This window comes from Duganella flavida (assembly GCF_009857445.1).
Lineage (GTDB): Bacteria > Pseudomonadota > Gammaproteobacteria > Burkholderiales > Burkholderiaceae_D > Rugamonas > Rugamonas flavida.
Window position 1 is genome coordinate 240,435 of record NZ_WWCN01000009.1, and the last position, 17,434, is coordinate 257,868.

The 17,434-nt window shown below is 63.1% G+C and carries 14 protein-coding genes; 10 read left to right on the forward strand and 4 right to left on the reverse strand.

Annotated features, from left to right (window positions below; genetic code table 11):
• The first annotated feature begins 106 nt into the window (after positions 1-106).
• The 9 genes from GTP46_RS16115 (at position 107) to GTP46_RS16155 (ending at position 11,198) form a co-directional block, all read left to right on the forward strand.
• Positions 107-565 (forward strand): MarR family winged helix-turn-helix transcriptional regulator, encoded by a 459-nt coding sequence (locus tag GTP46_RS16115; protein ID WP_161007649.1) that lies wholly within the window; start codon positions 107-109, stop codon positions 563-565.
• A 7-nt stretch (positions 566-572) separates the two neighbouring features.
• The gene (locus tag GTP46_RS16120; protein ID WP_161007650.1) at positions 573-1,313 is read left to right on the forward strand and encodes a 2OG-Fe dioxygenase family protein; all 741 of its coding nucleotides are present in this window, start codon (positions 573-575) and stop codon (positions 1,311-1,313) included.
• A 53-nt stretch (positions 1,314-1,366) separates the two neighbouring features.
• Positions 1,367-2,716, forward strand: a complete 1,350-nt coding sequence (locus GTP46_RS16125; RefSeq protein WP_161007651.1) for a hybrid sensor histidine kinase/response regulator — start codon at positions 1,367-1,369, stop codon at positions 2,714-2,716.
• Between the two features lie 200 nt (positions 2,717-2,916).
• A complete protein-coding gene (locus GTP46_RS30365; protein WP_161007652.1) occupies positions 2,917-4,146 on the forward strand; it encodes a GGDEF domain-containing protein in 1,230 nt (409 codons plus the stop codon).
• A gap of 143 nt (positions 4,147-4,289) precedes the next feature.
• Complete coding sequence (locus GTP46_RS16135; protein WP_161007653.1) at positions 4,290-4,988, forward strand: CerR family C-terminal domain-containing protein; 699 nt, start codon at positions 4,290-4,292, stop codon at positions 4,986-4,988.
• Positions 4,985-6,481 (forward strand): efflux transporter outer membrane subunit, encoded by a 1,497-nt coding sequence (locus GTP46_RS16140; protein ID WP_161007654.1) that lies wholly within the window; start codon positions 4,985-4,987, stop codon positions 6,479-6,481. Before GTP46_RS16135 ends, GTP46_RS16140 begins: the two co-directional genes overlap by 4 nt.
• Positions 6,482-6,496: 15 nt before the next feature.
• Positions 6,497-7,630, forward strand: a complete 1,134-nt coding sequence (locus tag GTP46_RS16145; RefSeq protein WP_161007655.1) for an efflux RND transporter periplasmic adaptor subunit — start codon at positions 6,497-6,499, stop codon at positions 7,628-7,630.
• Positions 7,631-7,639: 9 nt separating this feature from the next.
• The gene (locus tag GTP46_RS16150; protein WP_161007656.1) at positions 7,640-10,765 is read left to right on the forward strand and encodes an efflux RND transporter permease subunit; all 3,126 of its coding nucleotides are present in this window, start codon (positions 7,640-7,642) and stop codon (positions 10,763-10,765) included.
• Positions 10,737-11,198, forward strand: a complete 462-nt coding sequence (locus GTP46_RS16155; protein ID WP_161007657.1) for an AraC family transcriptional regulator — start codon at positions 10,737-10,739, stop codon at positions 11,196-11,198. Before GTP46_RS16150 ends, GTP46_RS16155 begins: the two co-directional genes overlap by 29 nt.
• On the opposite strand, the gene GTP46_RS16160 is transcribed toward GTP46_RS16155, so the two are convergent.
• From GTP46_RS16160 to GTP46_RS16175, 4 genes are all read right to left on the reverse strand, one after another.
• Positions 11,188-12,570: an efflux transporter outer membrane subunit gene (locus tag GTP46_RS16160; RefSeq protein WP_229258972.1), complete on the reverse strand. Its 1,383-nt coding sequence runs from the start codon at positions 12,568-12,570 to the stop codon at positions 11,188-11,190. The two genes, GTP46_RS16155 and GTP46_RS16160, sit on opposite strands and share 11 nt — an antisense overlap.
• Positions 12,567-13,763, reverse strand: a complete 1,197-nt coding sequence (locus GTP46_RS16165; RefSeq protein ID WP_161007658.1) for an HlyD family secretion protein — start codon at positions 13,761-13,763, stop codon at positions 12,567-12,569. The genes GTP46_RS16160 and GTP46_RS16165 overlap by 4 nt, the downstream gene beginning before the upstream one ends.
• Before the next feature lie 5 nt (positions 13,764-13,768).
• Positions 13,769-15,391 carry an MFS transporter gene (locus GTP46_RS16170; protein WP_161007659.1) on the reverse strand — a complete coding sequence of 541 codons (1,623 nt, stop codon included), beginning with the start codon at positions 15,389-15,391 and terminating at the stop codon, positions 13,769-13,771.
• 130 nt (positions 15,392-15,521) lie between these two features.
• Positions 15,522-15,875 (reverse strand): hypothetical protein, encoded by a 354-nt coding sequence (locus GTP46_RS16175; protein ID WP_161007660.1) that lies wholly within the window; start codon positions 15,873-15,875, stop codon positions 15,522-15,524.
• 179 nt (positions 15,876-16,054) lie between these two features.
• Between GTP46_RS16175 and GTP46_RS16180 the strand changes: the two genes are divergently transcribed.
• Entirely contained in the window at positions 16,055-17,434 is a 1,380-nt protein-coding gene (locus GTP46_RS16180; RefSeq protein WP_161007661.1) for a hypothetical protein, read from the forward strand.

Consider the following 17,434-nt stretch of genomic DNA (forward strand, 5'->3'; position numbering starts at 1 on the left):
ACTCCCCGTGTATTCTCACCATCATCATAACCGAGCGGTGTGCTCGCCAAAACTATTTTCTCGGCTCTAGCTTGCAATTATATAGCGCACTACCTATACTGCAAGCATGGAAACGCACACTCAACCCACCTCGGGCGTCCCACAGCTGGACGCACAGCTCTGCTTCGCCCTGTATTCGACCTCGCTTGCCATGAGCAAGCTCTACCGCAAACTGTTGCGCGGCCTCGGCCTCACTTATTCGCAGTACCTGGTGATGATGGTGCTGTGGGAAAAAAACGAACTGACCGTGTCAGAGGTGGGCGAGCGCCTGTTCCTCGATTCGGCCACACTGACCCCGCTGCTCAAGCGCATGGAAGCAGCCGAACTGCTGACCCGCACCCGTGCCGCCAACGACGAACGCCAGGTCATCATCAAGCTGACCGAGCACGGCGACGCGCTGCGCCACGAAGCAGCCAAGCTGCCGCCCTCCATCCTGCAAGCCACGCAATGCACGCTGGACCAGGTAGTGGGCATGAAACAGCAACTCGATGAACTGCGTTCCAGCCTGATGAACGCTTCCGCCTGAAACGACGATGACGACACCTCTTTACACGCCGCTGGCCGATGCGGCCGCCGCGCTGCGCAACGACGGCTACGCCCTGCTGCAAGCCGAGGACGTGGCCACGCTGGCCCGCGTGCCGCTGGCCGCCCTCAATGCTCTGGTCCCGAGCTGGGACACGCTGGCACTGGACAACTACCTGAAAGACGGCGGCCGCTACCGCCGCCGCCGCCACTCCTGTTTTGTTCAGGAGGGAGCACACCTGACTCAGACCGCACACCGCGCTCACTGGCAGCCGCTGGAGTACAACGCCCTGCACGGGGGCATGAACCGCCTGTTCGAGCCGGTGCTGCCGGCTACCGTGACGCAAGCCGCATGGACGGCGCTGATTACCTCCATCGGCCAGGTCTGCAGCACGGCGCGTGGCAACGCCGAACCGTGGTATGTTGAAGCACACCAGTTCCGCATCGACACCACCGACGGCATCGGCCGGCCGACGCCGGAAGGCGCGCACCGCGACGGCGTTGACTTCGTGGCGGTGCTGCTGGTGGCGCGCGACGGCATCAAGGGCGGCGAAACCCGCGTGTTCGAAGCCGATGGTCCCAACGGCAAGCGCTTCACCATGACTGCGCCGTGGACCCTGCTGCTGCTGGACGATGCGACTGTCATCCATGAATCCACGCCGATCCAGCCGCTCGGCGCGCACGGCCATCGCGACACGCTGGTGCTGACCTGGCGCGCCGGTGCTTTCCAAGGCGACGGAACTTCCCAGTGAAGAGCTAATCCGATATAGTCTGTACAGCTAACTATGCACCAGGAGGGTGGTCTGTGGACACCAGCTACGAAATACAGCCCGATGAAATTGAAATACTGATCGTCGAAGACAGCCCCACCCAGGCTGAACGACTACGCCGTTTGATACAGTCCATGCGCTATGGTGCGCGCGTGGCGCCTAACGGCCGGCTGGCGCTGGAGGCGATCCGCGAGCGCAAGCCGCACCTGGTGCTGTCCGACATTGTGATGCCAGAGATGGACGGCTACACGCTGTGCCGCGCCATCAAGGCCGACGAAGAACTGCGCGACATTCCGGTCATCCTGGTGACCTCGCTGATGGATCCGAAGGACATCATCCGCGGCATCGAATGCGGCGCCGATAACTTTATCCGCAAGCCGTACGCGGAAGACTATCTGCTGAACCGCATCGGCCACATGCTGATGAACCAGAAGCTGCGCAAGAACCAGAACATGGAGATCGGCATCGCTCTTTATCTGGGCGAGCAAAAACACTTCATCAACGCCGACCGCCAGCAAATCCTCGACCTCCTGATCTCCACCTACGAGCAGGCGGTGCAGGTCAACAGCGAGCTGCAGGCGCGCGAGCGGCAAGTGATCGAACTGAATATGCGTCTGGCCCACCACGCCGGCGAACTGGAAACCATCAATCGCGAAATCGCGCTGAAGAACCTGGAACTGGCCGAAGCGAGCCGCATGAAGTCGGCCTTCATCGCCAATATGTCGCACGAACTGCGCACGCCGCTGAACGCCATCATCGGCTTCACCGGCGCGCTGCTGATGAAGCTGCCCGGCCCGCTGACGTCCGAGCAGGACAAGCAACTCAACACCATCCGCACCAGCGCGCGCCACCTGCTCTCGCTGATCAACGACATCCTTGACGTTGCCAAGATCGAAGCGGGCAAAGTCACGCTGGAACTGGAAACCGTGCTGTGCCAGGACGTGGTCAAGGATGTGGTGGACACGCTGCGCCCGCTGGCGCTGCAGAAAAACCTGGCGCTGGAAATGGAACTGGCCGATCCCGCCATCGTGCTGGAAACCGACCGCCGCGCCCTGACGCAGATCCTGCTCAACCTCGGCAACAACGCCATCAAGTTCACAGAAACCGGCACCGTGCGCATTACGCTGGCCGAACGCGTGGGCGACGCCAGCAAGAGCCTGATCGAATTCTCGGTGGCCGACAGCGGCGCCGGCATCCGCGAGGAAGACCAAGCCAAGCTGTTCCAGGCCTTCTCGCAGCTCGATTCGACCTCGACCCGCCACGCCGAAGGCGCCGGCCTGGGCCTGTACCTGTGCCAGAACCTGGCCAACCTGATTGGCGGTGCACTATTCTTCAAGAGCGACTTCGGCCAGGGCAGCATCTTTACGCTGGCCCTGCCTCGTTAATTGAAAGCATGTGCAACGCAACATAACTTGTTTGATCTTCTACTACTATAGAGAGATCATCAACGTAGTTTTACGGTATTGCGCCGCAACATAAAGAGGGGTATAGTTGGAACTGTCTCCTCCAACCGTTCGCTGAACATTGGAATTCAACCCGCACCGTGTGCGGGTTTTTTTTTGCCCGCAGCCATGCGTGAGAATTGGTGAGCCTTTCCATCACGCAAACATTTATACTGCCCGGCATGGATTCCTACACACTGGTCATTGTCTCCGCCCTGGCAAGCACCATCATGGCGGCGACGATGTACCTGCTGCACCGTGCCAGCCGCCGCACGCCCTGCCTGCTCGACTGGTCGGCCGCCGGCCTGTGTTTCCTTGCCTCCAATGCCCTCGCCCTGCTGGCCATGCACCACCCGCTGCCGTTCGTGGTGGCGCCAGGTATCGCCAATGCGTTTTACATCAGCGGCCACTATTTGATACTAGCTGGCGTGCGCCGCCACCTTGGCCGCCGTCCGCGCTACGACTGGCTGGCCGCGCTGGCCATCCTCATCGTGCTGCTGCACGCCAGCGGCGTGGCCGATGGCGCCGTCAGCCGCCGACTGATGCTGCTGTCACCGTTCGTGGTCGGTATCAACGCCAGCGTGGTGTGGCTGCTGGCGCGCCAACCCGACAGCCCGGCGCGCGGCTCGTATTTTCCGCTGATGATGGTGGAAGCAGCCTTTATGGGACAGATGGCGGTACGCGGCCTGTTCCTCGCGCTGGGCCAGCCGATGCAACTGACCTTCCTCGGCAACCAGATCCTGCAAACCGCCGGCTCGCTGATGGTACTGGCGTTCCTGTCGCTGGCCACCATGTGCTGCGCGCTGATCGTCATCCGCCACCAGGAACTGGCGCTGCGCAGCGCCTCGCTGACCGACAGCCTGACCGGATGGCTGAACCGGCGCGCCTTGCTGGATATGGCGGAACGCGAATTCCAGCGGCATCGCCGCAGCGGTGAGGCGCTGAACTTCCTCACCTTCGACATCGATCACTTCAAAGGCATCAACGACCAGTACGGCCACGCCGTGGGCGACGCCGCCATCCGCCACGTGACCACCGTGTCGGCGCAGGCGCTGCGCGGCTACGATGCGCGCTTCCGCATCGGCGGCGAAGAATTTGCAGTGCTGGTCACCGGCGAAGGCAACTACCAGGCGCGCCAGATTGGCGAACGCCTGCGCACCCTGATCGAAAATAGTCCGCTGCTGGTGGACGGCCAGCGCCTGACGCTGACCGTCAGCCTCGGTGTGGCCGGCTGCCAGCCCGACGACCTGCAATGGGACGACGCCCTGCGCCGCGCCGACCAGGCGCTGTACCACGCCAAACGCCACGGCCGCAATCGCCTCAGCGTGTGGGGTGAAGATTTGCTGCCCGCCGCCACCGCCCGCCTCGCGTAACGCCCTCCCCGGTTAAAAATTTTTCAAATGCTGCAATATTTGCGGCAGGCCATCGTCTACCCTCAGGCAGGATCTTTCAACAGTAAATTAAACGATCGATTTAGTTATATCAATTGTTTAAATTATGTGATGTAATGCCGGCCATGAACGCTAAACCACTCCAACACGATTCCAGCCAGCCAGCCGACGACGCCCGCAAGCCACGCTCGGACGGTGAGCAGTCGCGCGAGCGATTGCTGCAAGCGGCCATGCGCCTGTTCGGCGAACAGGGCTTTTCTAAAACCTCGACGCGCGAAATTGCGCAGGCAGCCAACGCCAATGTCGCGGCGATCAGCTACTACTTCGGCGACAAGGCCGGTTTGTATAAAGCCTGTTTTGACGCCATCTGCACGCCGGCCGAAAGCAATATCGCCATGTTCGACCAGCCGCATTTCACGCTGCGCGAAGCGCTGGACGGCTACTACCGCCAGATGATTGCGCCGCTGATGGCGGGCGAGGATGCGGAAGTGATCCTGCGCCTGTTCTATCGCGAAATGCTGGAGCCAACCGGCATCTGGCAGCGCGAGATCGAGAACAACATCAAGCCGGAGCACATGGCGCTGGTGGCTGTGCTGTGCCGCCACCTGGGCGTGAAGAAGCCCAACGACAGCGTGCATCGCCTGGCCTATGCGATCGCCTCGATGTGCGTGCAGATGCTGATCGGGCGCGACATCGTGGCGGTGATTACGCCGCACATGCTGGCGTCGCCGCAAGCGGTGGCGGAGTGGGCGCAGCACCTGACGGTGTTTGCCGAGGCGCTGGTGCAGGCCGAAAAAAACAAACTTCAACAAGGGAAAGCATGAGTATCTTTTTACGCGCGACGGGATTGGCCGTCGCGGTGGCGCTGGGCGGCTGTGCCGTGCAGGGTCCGGCGAAGCAGGTCGATGCAGCGGCGCCCCAGCAGTGGCAAGCGCCGTTGCCGCACAACGGCAGCCGGGCCGATCTCGCCACGTGGTGGCGTGGGCAGGCCGATGGCTTGCTGGTGGAGTTGATCGAGTCGGCGCAGGCGGTTAGTCCGACTGTGGCGTCGGCAGCGTCACGGATTGCGCAGTCGCGTTCCGAGCGCGTGGCGGCTGGTGCTGCCTTGGCGCCGAATGTAGATGCTGCCGGTGGCGTGAGCCGCTCGAACCAGCAATCGGCGCTGCCGATGGGGACAACCTCGCAGGTGGCCCTGAATGCCTCGTGGGAGATCGATTTGTTCGGCGCGAACCGCGCAGCGCGTGATGCGGCACAGGCGCGTTTGGAAAGTGCGCATGCAGGATGGCATGACGCGCGCGTGTCCGTTGCGGCCGAAGTGGCGAACCAGTACTACGGCTTGCGCGCATGTCAGCAACTGCTGACGGTCGCACAGCAGGACGCCTTGTCGCGCGCCGACACCGCCAAGCTGACGGAGTTGAGTGCCAAAGCAGGCTTCCAGTCGCCAGCCAGCCTGTCGCTGGCCCGCGCCAGCGCCGCCGACGGCAACAGCCGCTACATCGCCCAACGCGCCGCCTGCGACGTCGACGTGAAAGTCCTCGCCGCGCTGACCGCGATCAGCGAGCAGCAACTGCGCCAAAAACTCGCCGCAAGCGCCGGCGCGCCAGCCGCCCCGAGCGCGTCGTCGGCCGCCGTGAGCACGGGTTACGCTGCGCCGGCGATTGCGATTGCGGAGCTGCCGGCGCAGACTTTGAGCCAGCGGCCGGACGTGTTCACGGCTGAACGCGAAGTGGCGGCGGCCAGCGCGGATGTCGGCAACGCGCAGGCGCAGCGCTATCCACGCCTGTCGCTGTCGGGCTCCGTCGGCGTCGCCAACTTCCGCAGCGGCGGCGAGAACACCAAGACCGACACCTGGACCATCGGCCCGCTCTCACTCTCCGTGCCGGTATTCGACGCTGGCCGCCGCAGCGCCAACGTCGCCGCCGCCGGCACTCGCTACGACGCCGCCGTGATCAGCTACCGCGCCACCGTGCGCAACGCCGTCAGCGAAGTAGAACAGGCACTGGTCAACCTCGACGCCACCGCTGCCCGCACTGGCGACGCACAAACCGCACTGGAAGGCTACCGCGCCAACTACGCCGCCGTCGAAGACCGCTACAAGAACGGCATGGCCAGCCTGTTCGAACTGGAAGACGCACGCCGCACGCGCCTCGCCGCCGAACAAACCGTCATCAACCTGCAACGCGAACGCAGCGCCGCCTGGGTAGCCCTCTACCGCGCCGCCGGCGGCGGATGGAATCCCGCCGCAGCAACCGCCGACGCGCAGCCCACGCCATCGTCGCCGGCCACGCCGCAGCGTGCCGCCCTCGCCGCAAACTAAACATCTGAGCCAACTATGAAAACCAAACTCAAACCAGTCGCCTACATTTTGGCAGCCGCTTTTGCAGTAGCCGCCGCCGGCATCGCCGCCTACGCCCCGGCCACGCAAGCGGCCGATGAGAAAAAACCGGATGTGCCGAAAGCCGCCCTCACCGTCACCACCACCAAGCCATCCAGCGCCAGCCTGCCGATCAAACTGGCCGCCAACGGCAACGTGGCAGCATGGCAGGAAGCCAGCGTGAGTAGCGAATCCAACGGCCTGCGCCTGACCGAAGTGCGCGTCAACGTCGGCGACGTCGTCAAAGCCGGCGACGTGCTGGCTGTCTTCTCCGCAGAAACCGTCAACGCCGATCTGGCCCAAGCCCAAGCCGCCGTACACGAAGCCGAAGCCAACGCTGCCGACGCAGCCGCCAACGCAGCCCGCGCCCGTACGCTGCAAAATTCCGGCGCATTGAGCGCGCAGCAAATCAGCCAATACAACACCGCCGAACAAACCGCCAACGCCCGCATCGCCTCCGCCAAAGCCGCGCTGGCGAGCCAGCAACTGCGCCTGAAATACACCAAAGTGGTCGCACCGGACAGCGGCGTCATTTCCGCCCGCAGCGCCACCGTCGGCGCAGTCTCCAATCCCGGCACGGAACTGTTCCGCATGATCCGCCAGGGCCGCCTTGAATGGCGCGCCGAAGTCGTCGCCGCCGACCTGCGCAACCTGAAGCCCGGCGTCAGCGCCATCGTCAAAGCCGCCAACGGCAGCGAAGTCACCGGCAAAGTGCGCATGATCGCGCCCACCGTCGATCCGCAAACCCGCTCCGCGCTGGTCTACGTCGACCTGCCGCAGAACGCCGGCAGCAAAGACGCGCCATTCAAAGCCGGCATGTTCGCCAGCGGCCAATTTGAACTGGGTGCCTCCTCCGCCATGACCGTGCCGCAGCAAGCCATCGTCGTGCGCGACGGCTTCAGTTTCGTATTCCGCCTCAACGCCGACAAACACGTTAGCCAGATCAAAGTGCAACCAGGCCGCCGCCTCGGCGACCGCATCGAAGTGCTGGGTGGCCTGAACGCCGAGACACAAGTCGTCGTGCGCGGCGCCGGCTTCCTCAACGACGGTGACCTGGTCAGCGTAGTAGCCGACACCCTGGCAGCGAAATAAGGAAGCATCATGAACTTCTCCGCGCTATCCATTAAAAACCCCATACCGGCGATCATGCTGTTTGTGCTGCTGTCGCTGGCGGGCTTCATGGCCTACAAAGCCAATCCGGTGCAGGACTTCCCGGACATCGAACTGCCCATCGTCACCGTTACCGCCACGCTGGACGGCAGCGCGCCTGCGCAGCTGGAAACCGAAGTCTCACGCAAAATCGAAGACTCGGTGGCCACCCTGCAAGGCGTGAAAAACATCTACACCACCGTGCTCGATGGCGTCTCCACCACCACCGTTGAATTCATCCTCGAGAAGAATATCTCCGACGCGGTGAACGACGTACGTGATGCCGTCGCCCGCGTCAAAGCCGACATGCCGGCCGAACTGCGCGACCCAAGCGTGACCAAAGCCTCCACTGCCGGCCGCGTAGTACAAACCTTCACCGCATCCGCTGCCGAAGGCCACGGCGAGAAAATGGACAACCAGGAGATCAGCTGGTTCGTCGACAACACCGTTGCCAAGCGCCTGCTGGCCGTGCGCGGCGTCGGCGCAGTCAAACGCGTGGGCGGCGTATACCGCGAAATCCGCGTAGAGCTGGACGACGCCCGTATGGCCGCACTGCGCGTCTCCGCGCTGGACGTGTCACGCCAGCTGCACCTCGTGCAAAAAGAAGCACCAGGCGGACGTGGTGACGTCAGCGGCGCCGAGCAATCGGTACGCACCATCGCCACCGTCAAGACCGCAGCCGAACTGGCCGCCATTGACCTGCCGCTGCCGGACGGCCGCCGCGTGCGACTCGACCAAGTGGCCAACGTGAGCGACACCGTCTCCGAACCGCGCGCCCTCGCGCTGCAAAACGGCAAGCCAGTCATCGGCTTTGAAATCTTCCGCACCAAAGGCGCCAGCGAAACCGAGGTCGCCAAAGGCGCGCGTGACGCCATCGCCGAACTGCAAAAAAATAACCCGAAGGTGGAGCTGAAGCAGGTCATCGACAACGCCCGTCCGGTGGAAGAAAACTTCAAAGGCTCGATGGAGCTGTTGTACGAAGGCGCCATCCTCGCCGTGCTGGTGGTATGGTGGTTCCTGCGCGACTGGCGCGCCACGCTGGTCGCTGCGGCCGCGTTGCCGCTGTCGGTCATGCCGGCCTTCCTCGGCATCTACCTGTTCGGCTACACGCTGAACACCGTCACCCTGCTGTCGCTAGCCCTGGTGGTTGGCGTGCTGGTGGACGACGCCATCGTTGAAATCGAAAACATCGAACGCCACCTGCGCATGGGTAAAACCCCAATGGAAGCAGCAATGGAAGCGGCCGACGAAATCGGCATGGCGGTGATCGCTACCACCTTCGCGCTGGTCGCGGTGTTCCTGCCGACTGCCTTCATGAGCGGCATTCCGGGCCTGTTCTTCAAGCAGTTCGGCTGGACCGCCGTGATCGCGGTGCTGGCATCGCTGGTGGTCGCGCGTTTGCTGACGCCGATGATGGCGGCCTACCTGCTGAAACCTGCCATCCACAAGGAAGAACAAGACGGCTGGCTGATGACGCGCTACATGCGCGTGATGAAGTGGTGCCTGAGCCATCGCCTTGTGACCGCATGCGCAGCGGGCGCCTTCTTCGTCTGCTCCATCATGCTTACCGGCCTGCTGCCGACCGGCTTCGTGCCGGCCGCCGACCGCGCGCAAACGCAGATCAACCTCGAACTGCCGCCGGGTTCCACGCTGGCTGAAACCCGCGTCGTCGCCGAGCGTGCGCGCCAGGCTGCGATGGAAGTGAAATTAGTGAAGTCAGTATTCAGCTCCATTGGCGGCGGCTCCAGCGGCGACTCCTTCGCTCCCGGCGCAGCCGCCGAAGCACGCAGCGCCGTCCTGACGCTGACTACCGCGCACCGCACCGAGCGCAAGGAATCGATGGCCGACATCGAAGCCGAGATCCGCCACAAGCTGGACGCCATTCCCGGCGCCCGCTTCAAAGTCGGCCCACCGGACAACGGCGTCAAGATGCAGCTGGTGCTGCGCTCCGAAGATCCGGTGGCACTGAAGGAAGCGGCGCAAAAAGCCGAACGTGAACTGCGCACGCTGAAAGGCGTGGGCAATGTGCGCTCGACCGCATCGCTGGTGCGTCCTGAAATCATCGTCAAACCGGACTTCGCCAAAGCGGCGGACCTCGGCGTGACTGCAGCTTCCATCGGCCAGACCGTACGCGTCGCCACCGCCGGCGACTACGACACCGACCTGACCAAAATGAACCTGCCGGAGCGCCAGGTGCCGATCCGCGTCAAGCTGCCGGACGCCGTGCGCGCCGACCTTGACGCCATCGGCCGCCTCACCGTGCCAGGCAAGAACGGCCCGGTACTGCTGGCCACCGTGGCCGACATCACGATGGAAAGCGGCCCGGCGCAAATCAATCGCCTGAACCGCAGCCGCAACGTCACGCTGGAAGTGGAGCTGGGCAAACGTACGCTGGGTGAAGTCAATACCGAAGCACGCGCACTGCCGTCGCTGAAAAACCTGCCGCCGTCGGTGAAGATCGCGGAACTGGGCGACACGCAGGAAATGGCGTCGCTGTTCGCCAGCTTCGGCATCGCCATGCTGATCGGCGTGTTGTGCATCTACTGCGTGCTGGTCCTGCTGTTCAAGGACTTCATGCAGCCGGCGACGATTCTGGCGGCGCTGCCGCTGTCGATTGGCGGCGCATTTGTGGCGCTGCTGATCACGCACAGCGCGCTGTCCATGCCATCCATGATCGGCCTGATTATGCTGATGGGGATCGTGACAAAAAATTCAATCTTGTTAGTTGACTATGCTATTCTTGCGCGGCAGGCGGGCATGGGGCGTTTCGAAGCGCTGGTCGATGCCTGCCACAAACGTAGCCGTCCAATCCTGATGACCACCATCGCGATGGGCGCGGGCATGATGCCGCTGGCCTTGGGCTGGGGCGCCGACCCGAGCTTCCGTTCGCCGATGGCGATCACCGTAATTGGCGGTTTGATCACCTCAACGCTTTTAAGTTTGCTGGTGGTGCCTGCGGTGTTCACCTATGTCGACGATCTCGAACACTGGTTGAAGCGTATGGTGCGCAAAGTGCGCCGCGAACCGGCGGCCAAACAAGGAGACTTGCATGAAGTACGAAATAAAAGAACTGCCTGAAGTCCGCGTCGCTTATCTGCGCTACAAAGGTCCATTCGGCGCTGCCATCGGCGACTTCTGGAAAGAGGTATTCACGCCGTGGCAGAAGGCTTTCAGCCTGGCCGGCAAAGTGACCTACGGCGTGGCGCAGGATGATCCAAGCACCACGCCAGCCAGCGAAAGCCGCTACGACGCTTGCGTCGAAGTGGCGGCCGGCTACGCGGTGCAGCCACCGGCCAAGGAAGCAGTAATTCCGGCCGGCCGTTACGCCGTGTATTCGTTCAAGGGCACCGGCGATCAGGTGCCGGCGGCGTGGGGGGAATTCTTCGGCCAGCTGCACGCCGAGGGCAAAGCCGATGCCGGCGCATGCTTCGAACGTTACCCAGCCGACTACGCGATGGATCCTGCCACCGGCGTGTTCGAGTCGGAACTCTGCATCCCGGTCAAGGCTTAGTCCAGCCGCCACCCATGACGCGGTACAGGTCCACTGAGGCCACCAGTATCCGCGTCTTCAATTGCAAGCGCCCCACGTCCGCGTTGTACAGCGTACGCTGGGCGTCCAGCTCTTCCAGATACGAAGCGTAGCCGTTGTTGTAGCGGTTGTGCGCGATGCGCAGCGTTTCGGCTGCGGTGGCGCGGCGCGCGTCGTTCTGGATGGCTTGCTCTTTCAAGCGCACAATGGCCCCGAGGCTGTTGTCGGTTTCTGCAAACGCGGTGCGCACCGCATTCTCATACGCATAAAAGGTTTGATCGCGCTGCGCCGCTACGGCGTCGGTTTGATACTGTACGCGATCGCCCTCGAACACGGGTGCGGCCACTGCGCCGGTGAGTCGCCACAGCGCGGTCGGCGCGTTCACGAAGTCATGCCACTTCAGGTTTTGCACACCGCCCACCGCCGTTAATTTGAAAGACGGCAGCAACTGGTCGCGCGTCGCTTGCAGGTTGGCGTTGATGGCGATCAGGTTGTACTCGGCGCGCGCGATGTCGGGACGGCGGCGCAGTAGTTCGGACGGCAGGCCTGCAGGTACGGACGGCGGTTCCAGCTGCGCCAGTTCGATGCCGCGCGCGATCGGGCCAGGGTTGCCGCCGGTGAGGATGGAGAGCGCATTCTCCTGTTCGAAGATGGAGCGCTTCAGCTGCGGCACCTGTTCGGCGGTGGTCTGGTATTCGGCTTGCGCTTGCAGCCATTCGAGCCGCGAGCTGTAGCCGACTTCAAACTGCTTCTTGGCCAGCCGTGCGGATTCCTCGCGCAATTTGAGCGTGGCTTCGGTCAGCGCCAGCTGCGCATCCAGGCCGCGCAGGTTGAGGTAGCCCGATGCCACGGTGGCGGCGATCGACAGCGCAGCCGCATCGGCATTGGCTTGTTCGGATTGATAAGTGGCAGTGGCGGCGTCGGTCAGCGCAGCGAGGCGTCCCCACACGTCGACTTCATAGCTGGCCTGGAATTCGGCTTGGTAGACATTGGTCACGTACGGCACGCCGTTGTAGGCCAATTGACGCGTGCGCGTTGGCGCGCTATCGACGATGACGTTGGCCTTCTGGCCTGCCGCGGTTACGCCGACCAGCGCGCGATACTGCACCACGCGCGCACGCGCGATGCGCAGGTCGCCGTTGTTCTCCAGCGCCTTGGCAACCAGCGCTGTCAGCGCTGGATCGCCAAAGCCCTGCCACCACTCGCGCGCCACCGGCCCGTTGCCCTGCCCTTCCAATGCGCTGCGCCAGGCCGGCGGCGGCTGTAAAGTCGAAGCAGGCGGCGGCGCCACGGTCGCCGCGCATCCGGCCAGCAAGCCCGCCAGCGCAAGCGCCGACGCCTCCCGCCGCATCATGGCTTCGCTCCGGCGACAGTCTGCGGCTCGCTAGTCTCGCGCACCTGCACCGAGGTGTCGATGCTGACGATCACCGACATACCCGGTGCGAGACGGCGCGCCTTGGCCTGCCCTTGGTCGATCCGGATCCGCACCGGAATGCGCTGCGCGATCTTCACATAATTGCCGGTCGCGTTATCCGCCGGCAGCACGCTGAACTCCGAACCGGTGGCGGGCGAAATCCGCTCCACCACGCCGGTCAGCTGCGCACCATCCAGCGCATCAACCTTGAACGTGGCAGGCTGCCCAACCTGCACATTATTCATCTGCGTCTCTTTGAGATTGGCGATCACCCACAGCTGCTTGGGCACCAATCCCATGAGCTGCGCGCCGGTGTTCACATAGGCGCCCTTGCGCACCGTGACTTGCCCCAGCTGACCATCTTCCGGCGCAACGATGCGCGTGTTATCCAGATCCACCTTGGCTGCCTTGAGTGCCGCATCCGCCGCCGCCACTGCCGCCTCCAGCGACTGCTTGTTCACCGCCACCGAACGCACCTGCTGCTTTGCGATTTCAAGACTGGCACGCGCCTGCGACACCGCAGCCACCGTCTGCGCCTTCGCCGCCTTGGACGAATCCTGCTCGCGCAAGGACAGCGAACCATCCGCCGCCAGCGAATCGACGCGCTTCAGATCCGCCACCGATTTCGACGCCTGCGCCTCCGCATTCGCCAGCGCGGCCTCGTTCAACAGCACGCCCGCTTCCGCCGTGCGATGCGACTGCGCCCAATTATCCAGCGCCGCCTTCTGCGCTGCCAACTGTGCCACCGCCTGCGCATAACGCTGCTGGTAAGTGCGGTCGTCGATCTGCGCCAGCAACTCGCCCTGCTTCACGTACTGGAAGTCCTGCACCTTCACATCCACCACATAGCCCGGCAGCTGCGTACCAATCAAGGTCACCTGTCCGCGCACCAGCGCATTCTCAGTCGACACCACGGCGCTGCTGAACGGCGGCAACCGCCACGCATACAGCACGATTAGCACACCAACCAGCGCCACTAGCGAAAACACAATCGCCGAGATGATCTGCGAGCGCCGGTCCGGCGCAGGTGCGGTAGGCGCAGCTGCCGCTACCGCAGCCGCTGCCGCCGCTGCGGCCACCGCCGCCACGCGGGTTTCGGAAGAAGATGCATTGTCTGGCGTATTTTTATCCATGTTATTCAACGGGATCCAGAGTTATTGAGAGAGACATTCGCCAGGCCTGTCTGCGCATTGTGCGCAGGCTTGGCCTGGCATACCACGCACACAGTCCAAAGGTGGCGTGCCAGCAGCCAAAACATCGTCAGCAGCGCCAGCACGGTAATCGCGAGGAAGACATCGTTGTAGGCGAGGATATTGGCCTCACGCGTGGCCACGCCACTCAGCGAAGCAAGGCCGCGCGACTGAATACGCGCAGCCACCAACGGATCAAGCAAAGTAAGATGATCGACCAGGATGCTGGAGTGGTACTTCTCGCGCCACACCTGGAAGGTTCCGGTCAGCGCAGTGCCAAGCAAGCTGCCCAGCGTTTGCGTGATGCTGAACATGACCGAGAAACTTACCAGGTTATTCGGCGCCGCAATCACCGCGCCAAAGCCAGAGACGAAAGTCGGCCCCACAAACATCGCACCGCCAAAACCGAGCAGGAACTGCGAGACGTACAAATCGGAAGGCCCCGTGAGATTGGTCGCATCGGAATCCATATACGCACCCGCCGCCATCACCGCCAGCGAAAAAATCATCTGCGGCTGGATGCGCGCCGGCGTCATAATCAGCGCACTGACTACCATGCCAGCCACTGCGCCGACCATCACGATCCACCACAGTTCCAGCATCTGGTCATTGTTCAAACCCAGCGTCTGCAAGAAGCCCACCGTGCCGCTAGCCTCCGACTGCACCACGCGGATCAGCAGCACCGATATCGCCAGCCGCGCGATATTCGCGTTGGTCAACCAGCGCGTGTTCAGTAACGGGCGCGCGCGATTGTGCTCCACCGCCAGCGCCGCTGTAATCAACACGATGGCGCCGACCAAACTGTAACCCAGCCAACGTGACTCCAGCCACCACACCGTGCGGCCCAGCGCCAGCACTGCCGACAGCAGCGCCACACCGGGCGCGAACAGGCCGAAGGTGACGAAGTCCATTTTCTCGAATGCCTTGATGCGGTCACCCGGCGGCAGTTTGAGGAACAGCACGCAGGCCAGCGACAGCAGCGCCAATCCCAGTTCGAAGAAGTACAGGCCACGCCACTCGCCAAATTCCATCAGCTCCGACGAGAACAAACGCGCCATCGGCGTGGCCAGTTGCGAGAAACCGATCCCCAACACTACGCCCTTGAGGCGATGCTCAGCCGGGAAAGCCTGCAGCGTGTAGTAGAGGCCCAGCGTGGTCAGCGCCGCGCCGCTCATGCCGTGCGCTGCGCGTACCGCGATGGCTGATCCCAGTCCGTGCACGAACAAGTGGGCTACGGTGGCTGCCGCATACACCAGCAGGAATAATTCGGTGAACAAGCGCAAGCCATACTGCTGGCGGAATTTGACCAGCAACAGGTTCATGGAGACGTTGGCCATCACATAGGCGGCCGGCAGCCACTGGATCTCGGCCGAGTACACGCCCAGCGATCCTTGCAGGTATGGCAGGTTGACCGACACCAGCGCATTCCCCAAGCCGCCGGTAATCGCCACGATAAAACCGACTACTAAAAAGGCGACACGCTTTTCGAACGCATGATGGGGATTAGACGGCGATCCCGGCAAGGTCGGTCGCTCGTGCGGCTGCCAGACTTGAGGGGCGTAAACGTCCATGCGTCAGGTGAAGGGAAAAAAGCGGTATGACGAGCATATCACTATGCTCGCCAGAGTTGAACACTTCAATGGGATAGATATTTTTACAACGGTGTAGCAGAGGTGTCGCGATTTTTTACTGATGGTTATATCATTTGCTGCTGCGTGAGCCCAGCAGTTTGGACAGGCCATAGCCCGCAGCCGCAGCCACCAGCACGGAAATCACTGGGCTGGCTCGAACGTGATTGCGGCTCGACTCAGTCAGATTTTTTGCGCTGGTAGCCAATTGCTTGCCGCGCGCTGCCAAACGGTCGGAGGTGCTTTCCACAGTATCGGCCACTTTGTCGACGCCATTGTGCGCCTTGGTGGCCAGGCGGTCGGTGGCCGGCGGCACCTGCTCAGCAACCTTGTCGATGGTGGCGTGGGCATCGCTACGCAGATCTTTGCCGATTTGGGTAACGCCGTCGCGGGCTTGATTGATTTTGCTGTCGATGCTGTTTTCCATGATGAGATCCTCTCGTTGTGTGTGCAGGGTAGGAGCGACTACGATAAGCTGATCGGACGCACCTGACGGTGCGGAAGCTAACCAAGCACAAAATGACCCGCTATGTGAACTGGCACACGGACGCGCAAGGTGCGGCGGCGCATGCTCGGCCTGATATCCAGTCTTTTCGGGAGGACGTCATGTTCCCTATCTCTTCCTTGACCCAGACTGCGCCCGCGCAGCCGGTCAACAGTACCAATAGCGCCAACGTGAATACGGTCGGTTCGGCTACCGAGGCGCCAGCTTCGGTGACGGTTGATCTATCGCCGGTGGCTAGCTTCCTGCTGACGGTAACGCAATCGCAGGAGCAACTGGCGCAATTGCCGTCCAACGGCGACCGCGCGGGGCTGGTGAATACGGCGACGCAAAACGTAGTCGATGCCTTCAACCGGCTGCCATCGACGGACTTTGACCAAGGGCAGGCGCTGCAAGCGTCGCTGGTCAACAATCTGGTACAAGGCCTGCAGCAGCAGGGAACGGACGCACAACTGGCACGGGTAGGCGTGACGCTGCAGCCGCCATTGCTATCCGATTCTACTGGCGGTTTGTCGCTCGACCAGGAGGTGCTGCGCGCGGCGTTCAATCGCGATGAAACCGGCGCCACGTCCACCCTGCAGCAAACGCTGGCAACCTTCCGCCAGCAGGCGACTGCGCTTGCCGAGCAATTGAGCGCGGCCGGCAGCGCGCAAGTGCAAGCGCTGGCATCGGCGCCTGTGTCGGCGCTATCACCGCAAGATGTGGCAGCCAATGCGCGACTCGACCTGGCGCGCGCCGAAATAGAAACGCTGGCCCGCACAGCGCTGCCCGACACCGGCGCCGACCGCCTTGCCGCCCAGCGCGCGGCACTCGAACGGCCGGCTGCCACCTCGCCGCAAACTGCATCCCCTCTCGTCAATCCAAAGCAAACCGGCACGCAAATGCAAACAGCGAATGCAACGCAGCCTGGGGCGCAAGCCGGCATTGCGCAAAACGCTGCCGCGCAGCTGGCTGCTGCCAATGCCTCAGCCAGCGCTGCGGCAGCGCAAGCGCAAGCAGCGCAACATGCCGCCGATGCGCTGGTGACCCAAAATGCCGCAGCCGCCGCAGCTCTCGCGCAGGCGCGCGCGGTGCAGGCCGATGCGACGACAGCGGCAGCCATGACTGCCGCTAATGCAGTAGCCGCCCAGCAGGCCGCAGCGGCGCAAACCACCGCCGGCAACCTCGCTGCCGCCAATGCTGCTGCCGCCAGCGCAGCACAGCAAGCCAATGCTGCCGCCAGCGCCGCCCAGCAAGCTGCTGCTGCGCAAGCGACAGCGGAACGCGTCAACGCCGCGCAAACAGTGGCCGCACAGACTGCAGCACAAGCGCCGACCGATCCACTGCGCGCCAATCCGGCGTTGGCCGCTGCCATCGCGGCATATAACATCAACGATGTGGCGGGCGTCCATACCCGCGCCGGAGTAGCCGCCAATACTCTCATCCCACCGGTAGGCGCCGTGACTGCTACTGCCGCCACCCGCACCATCGGCAGCGCACCGTAA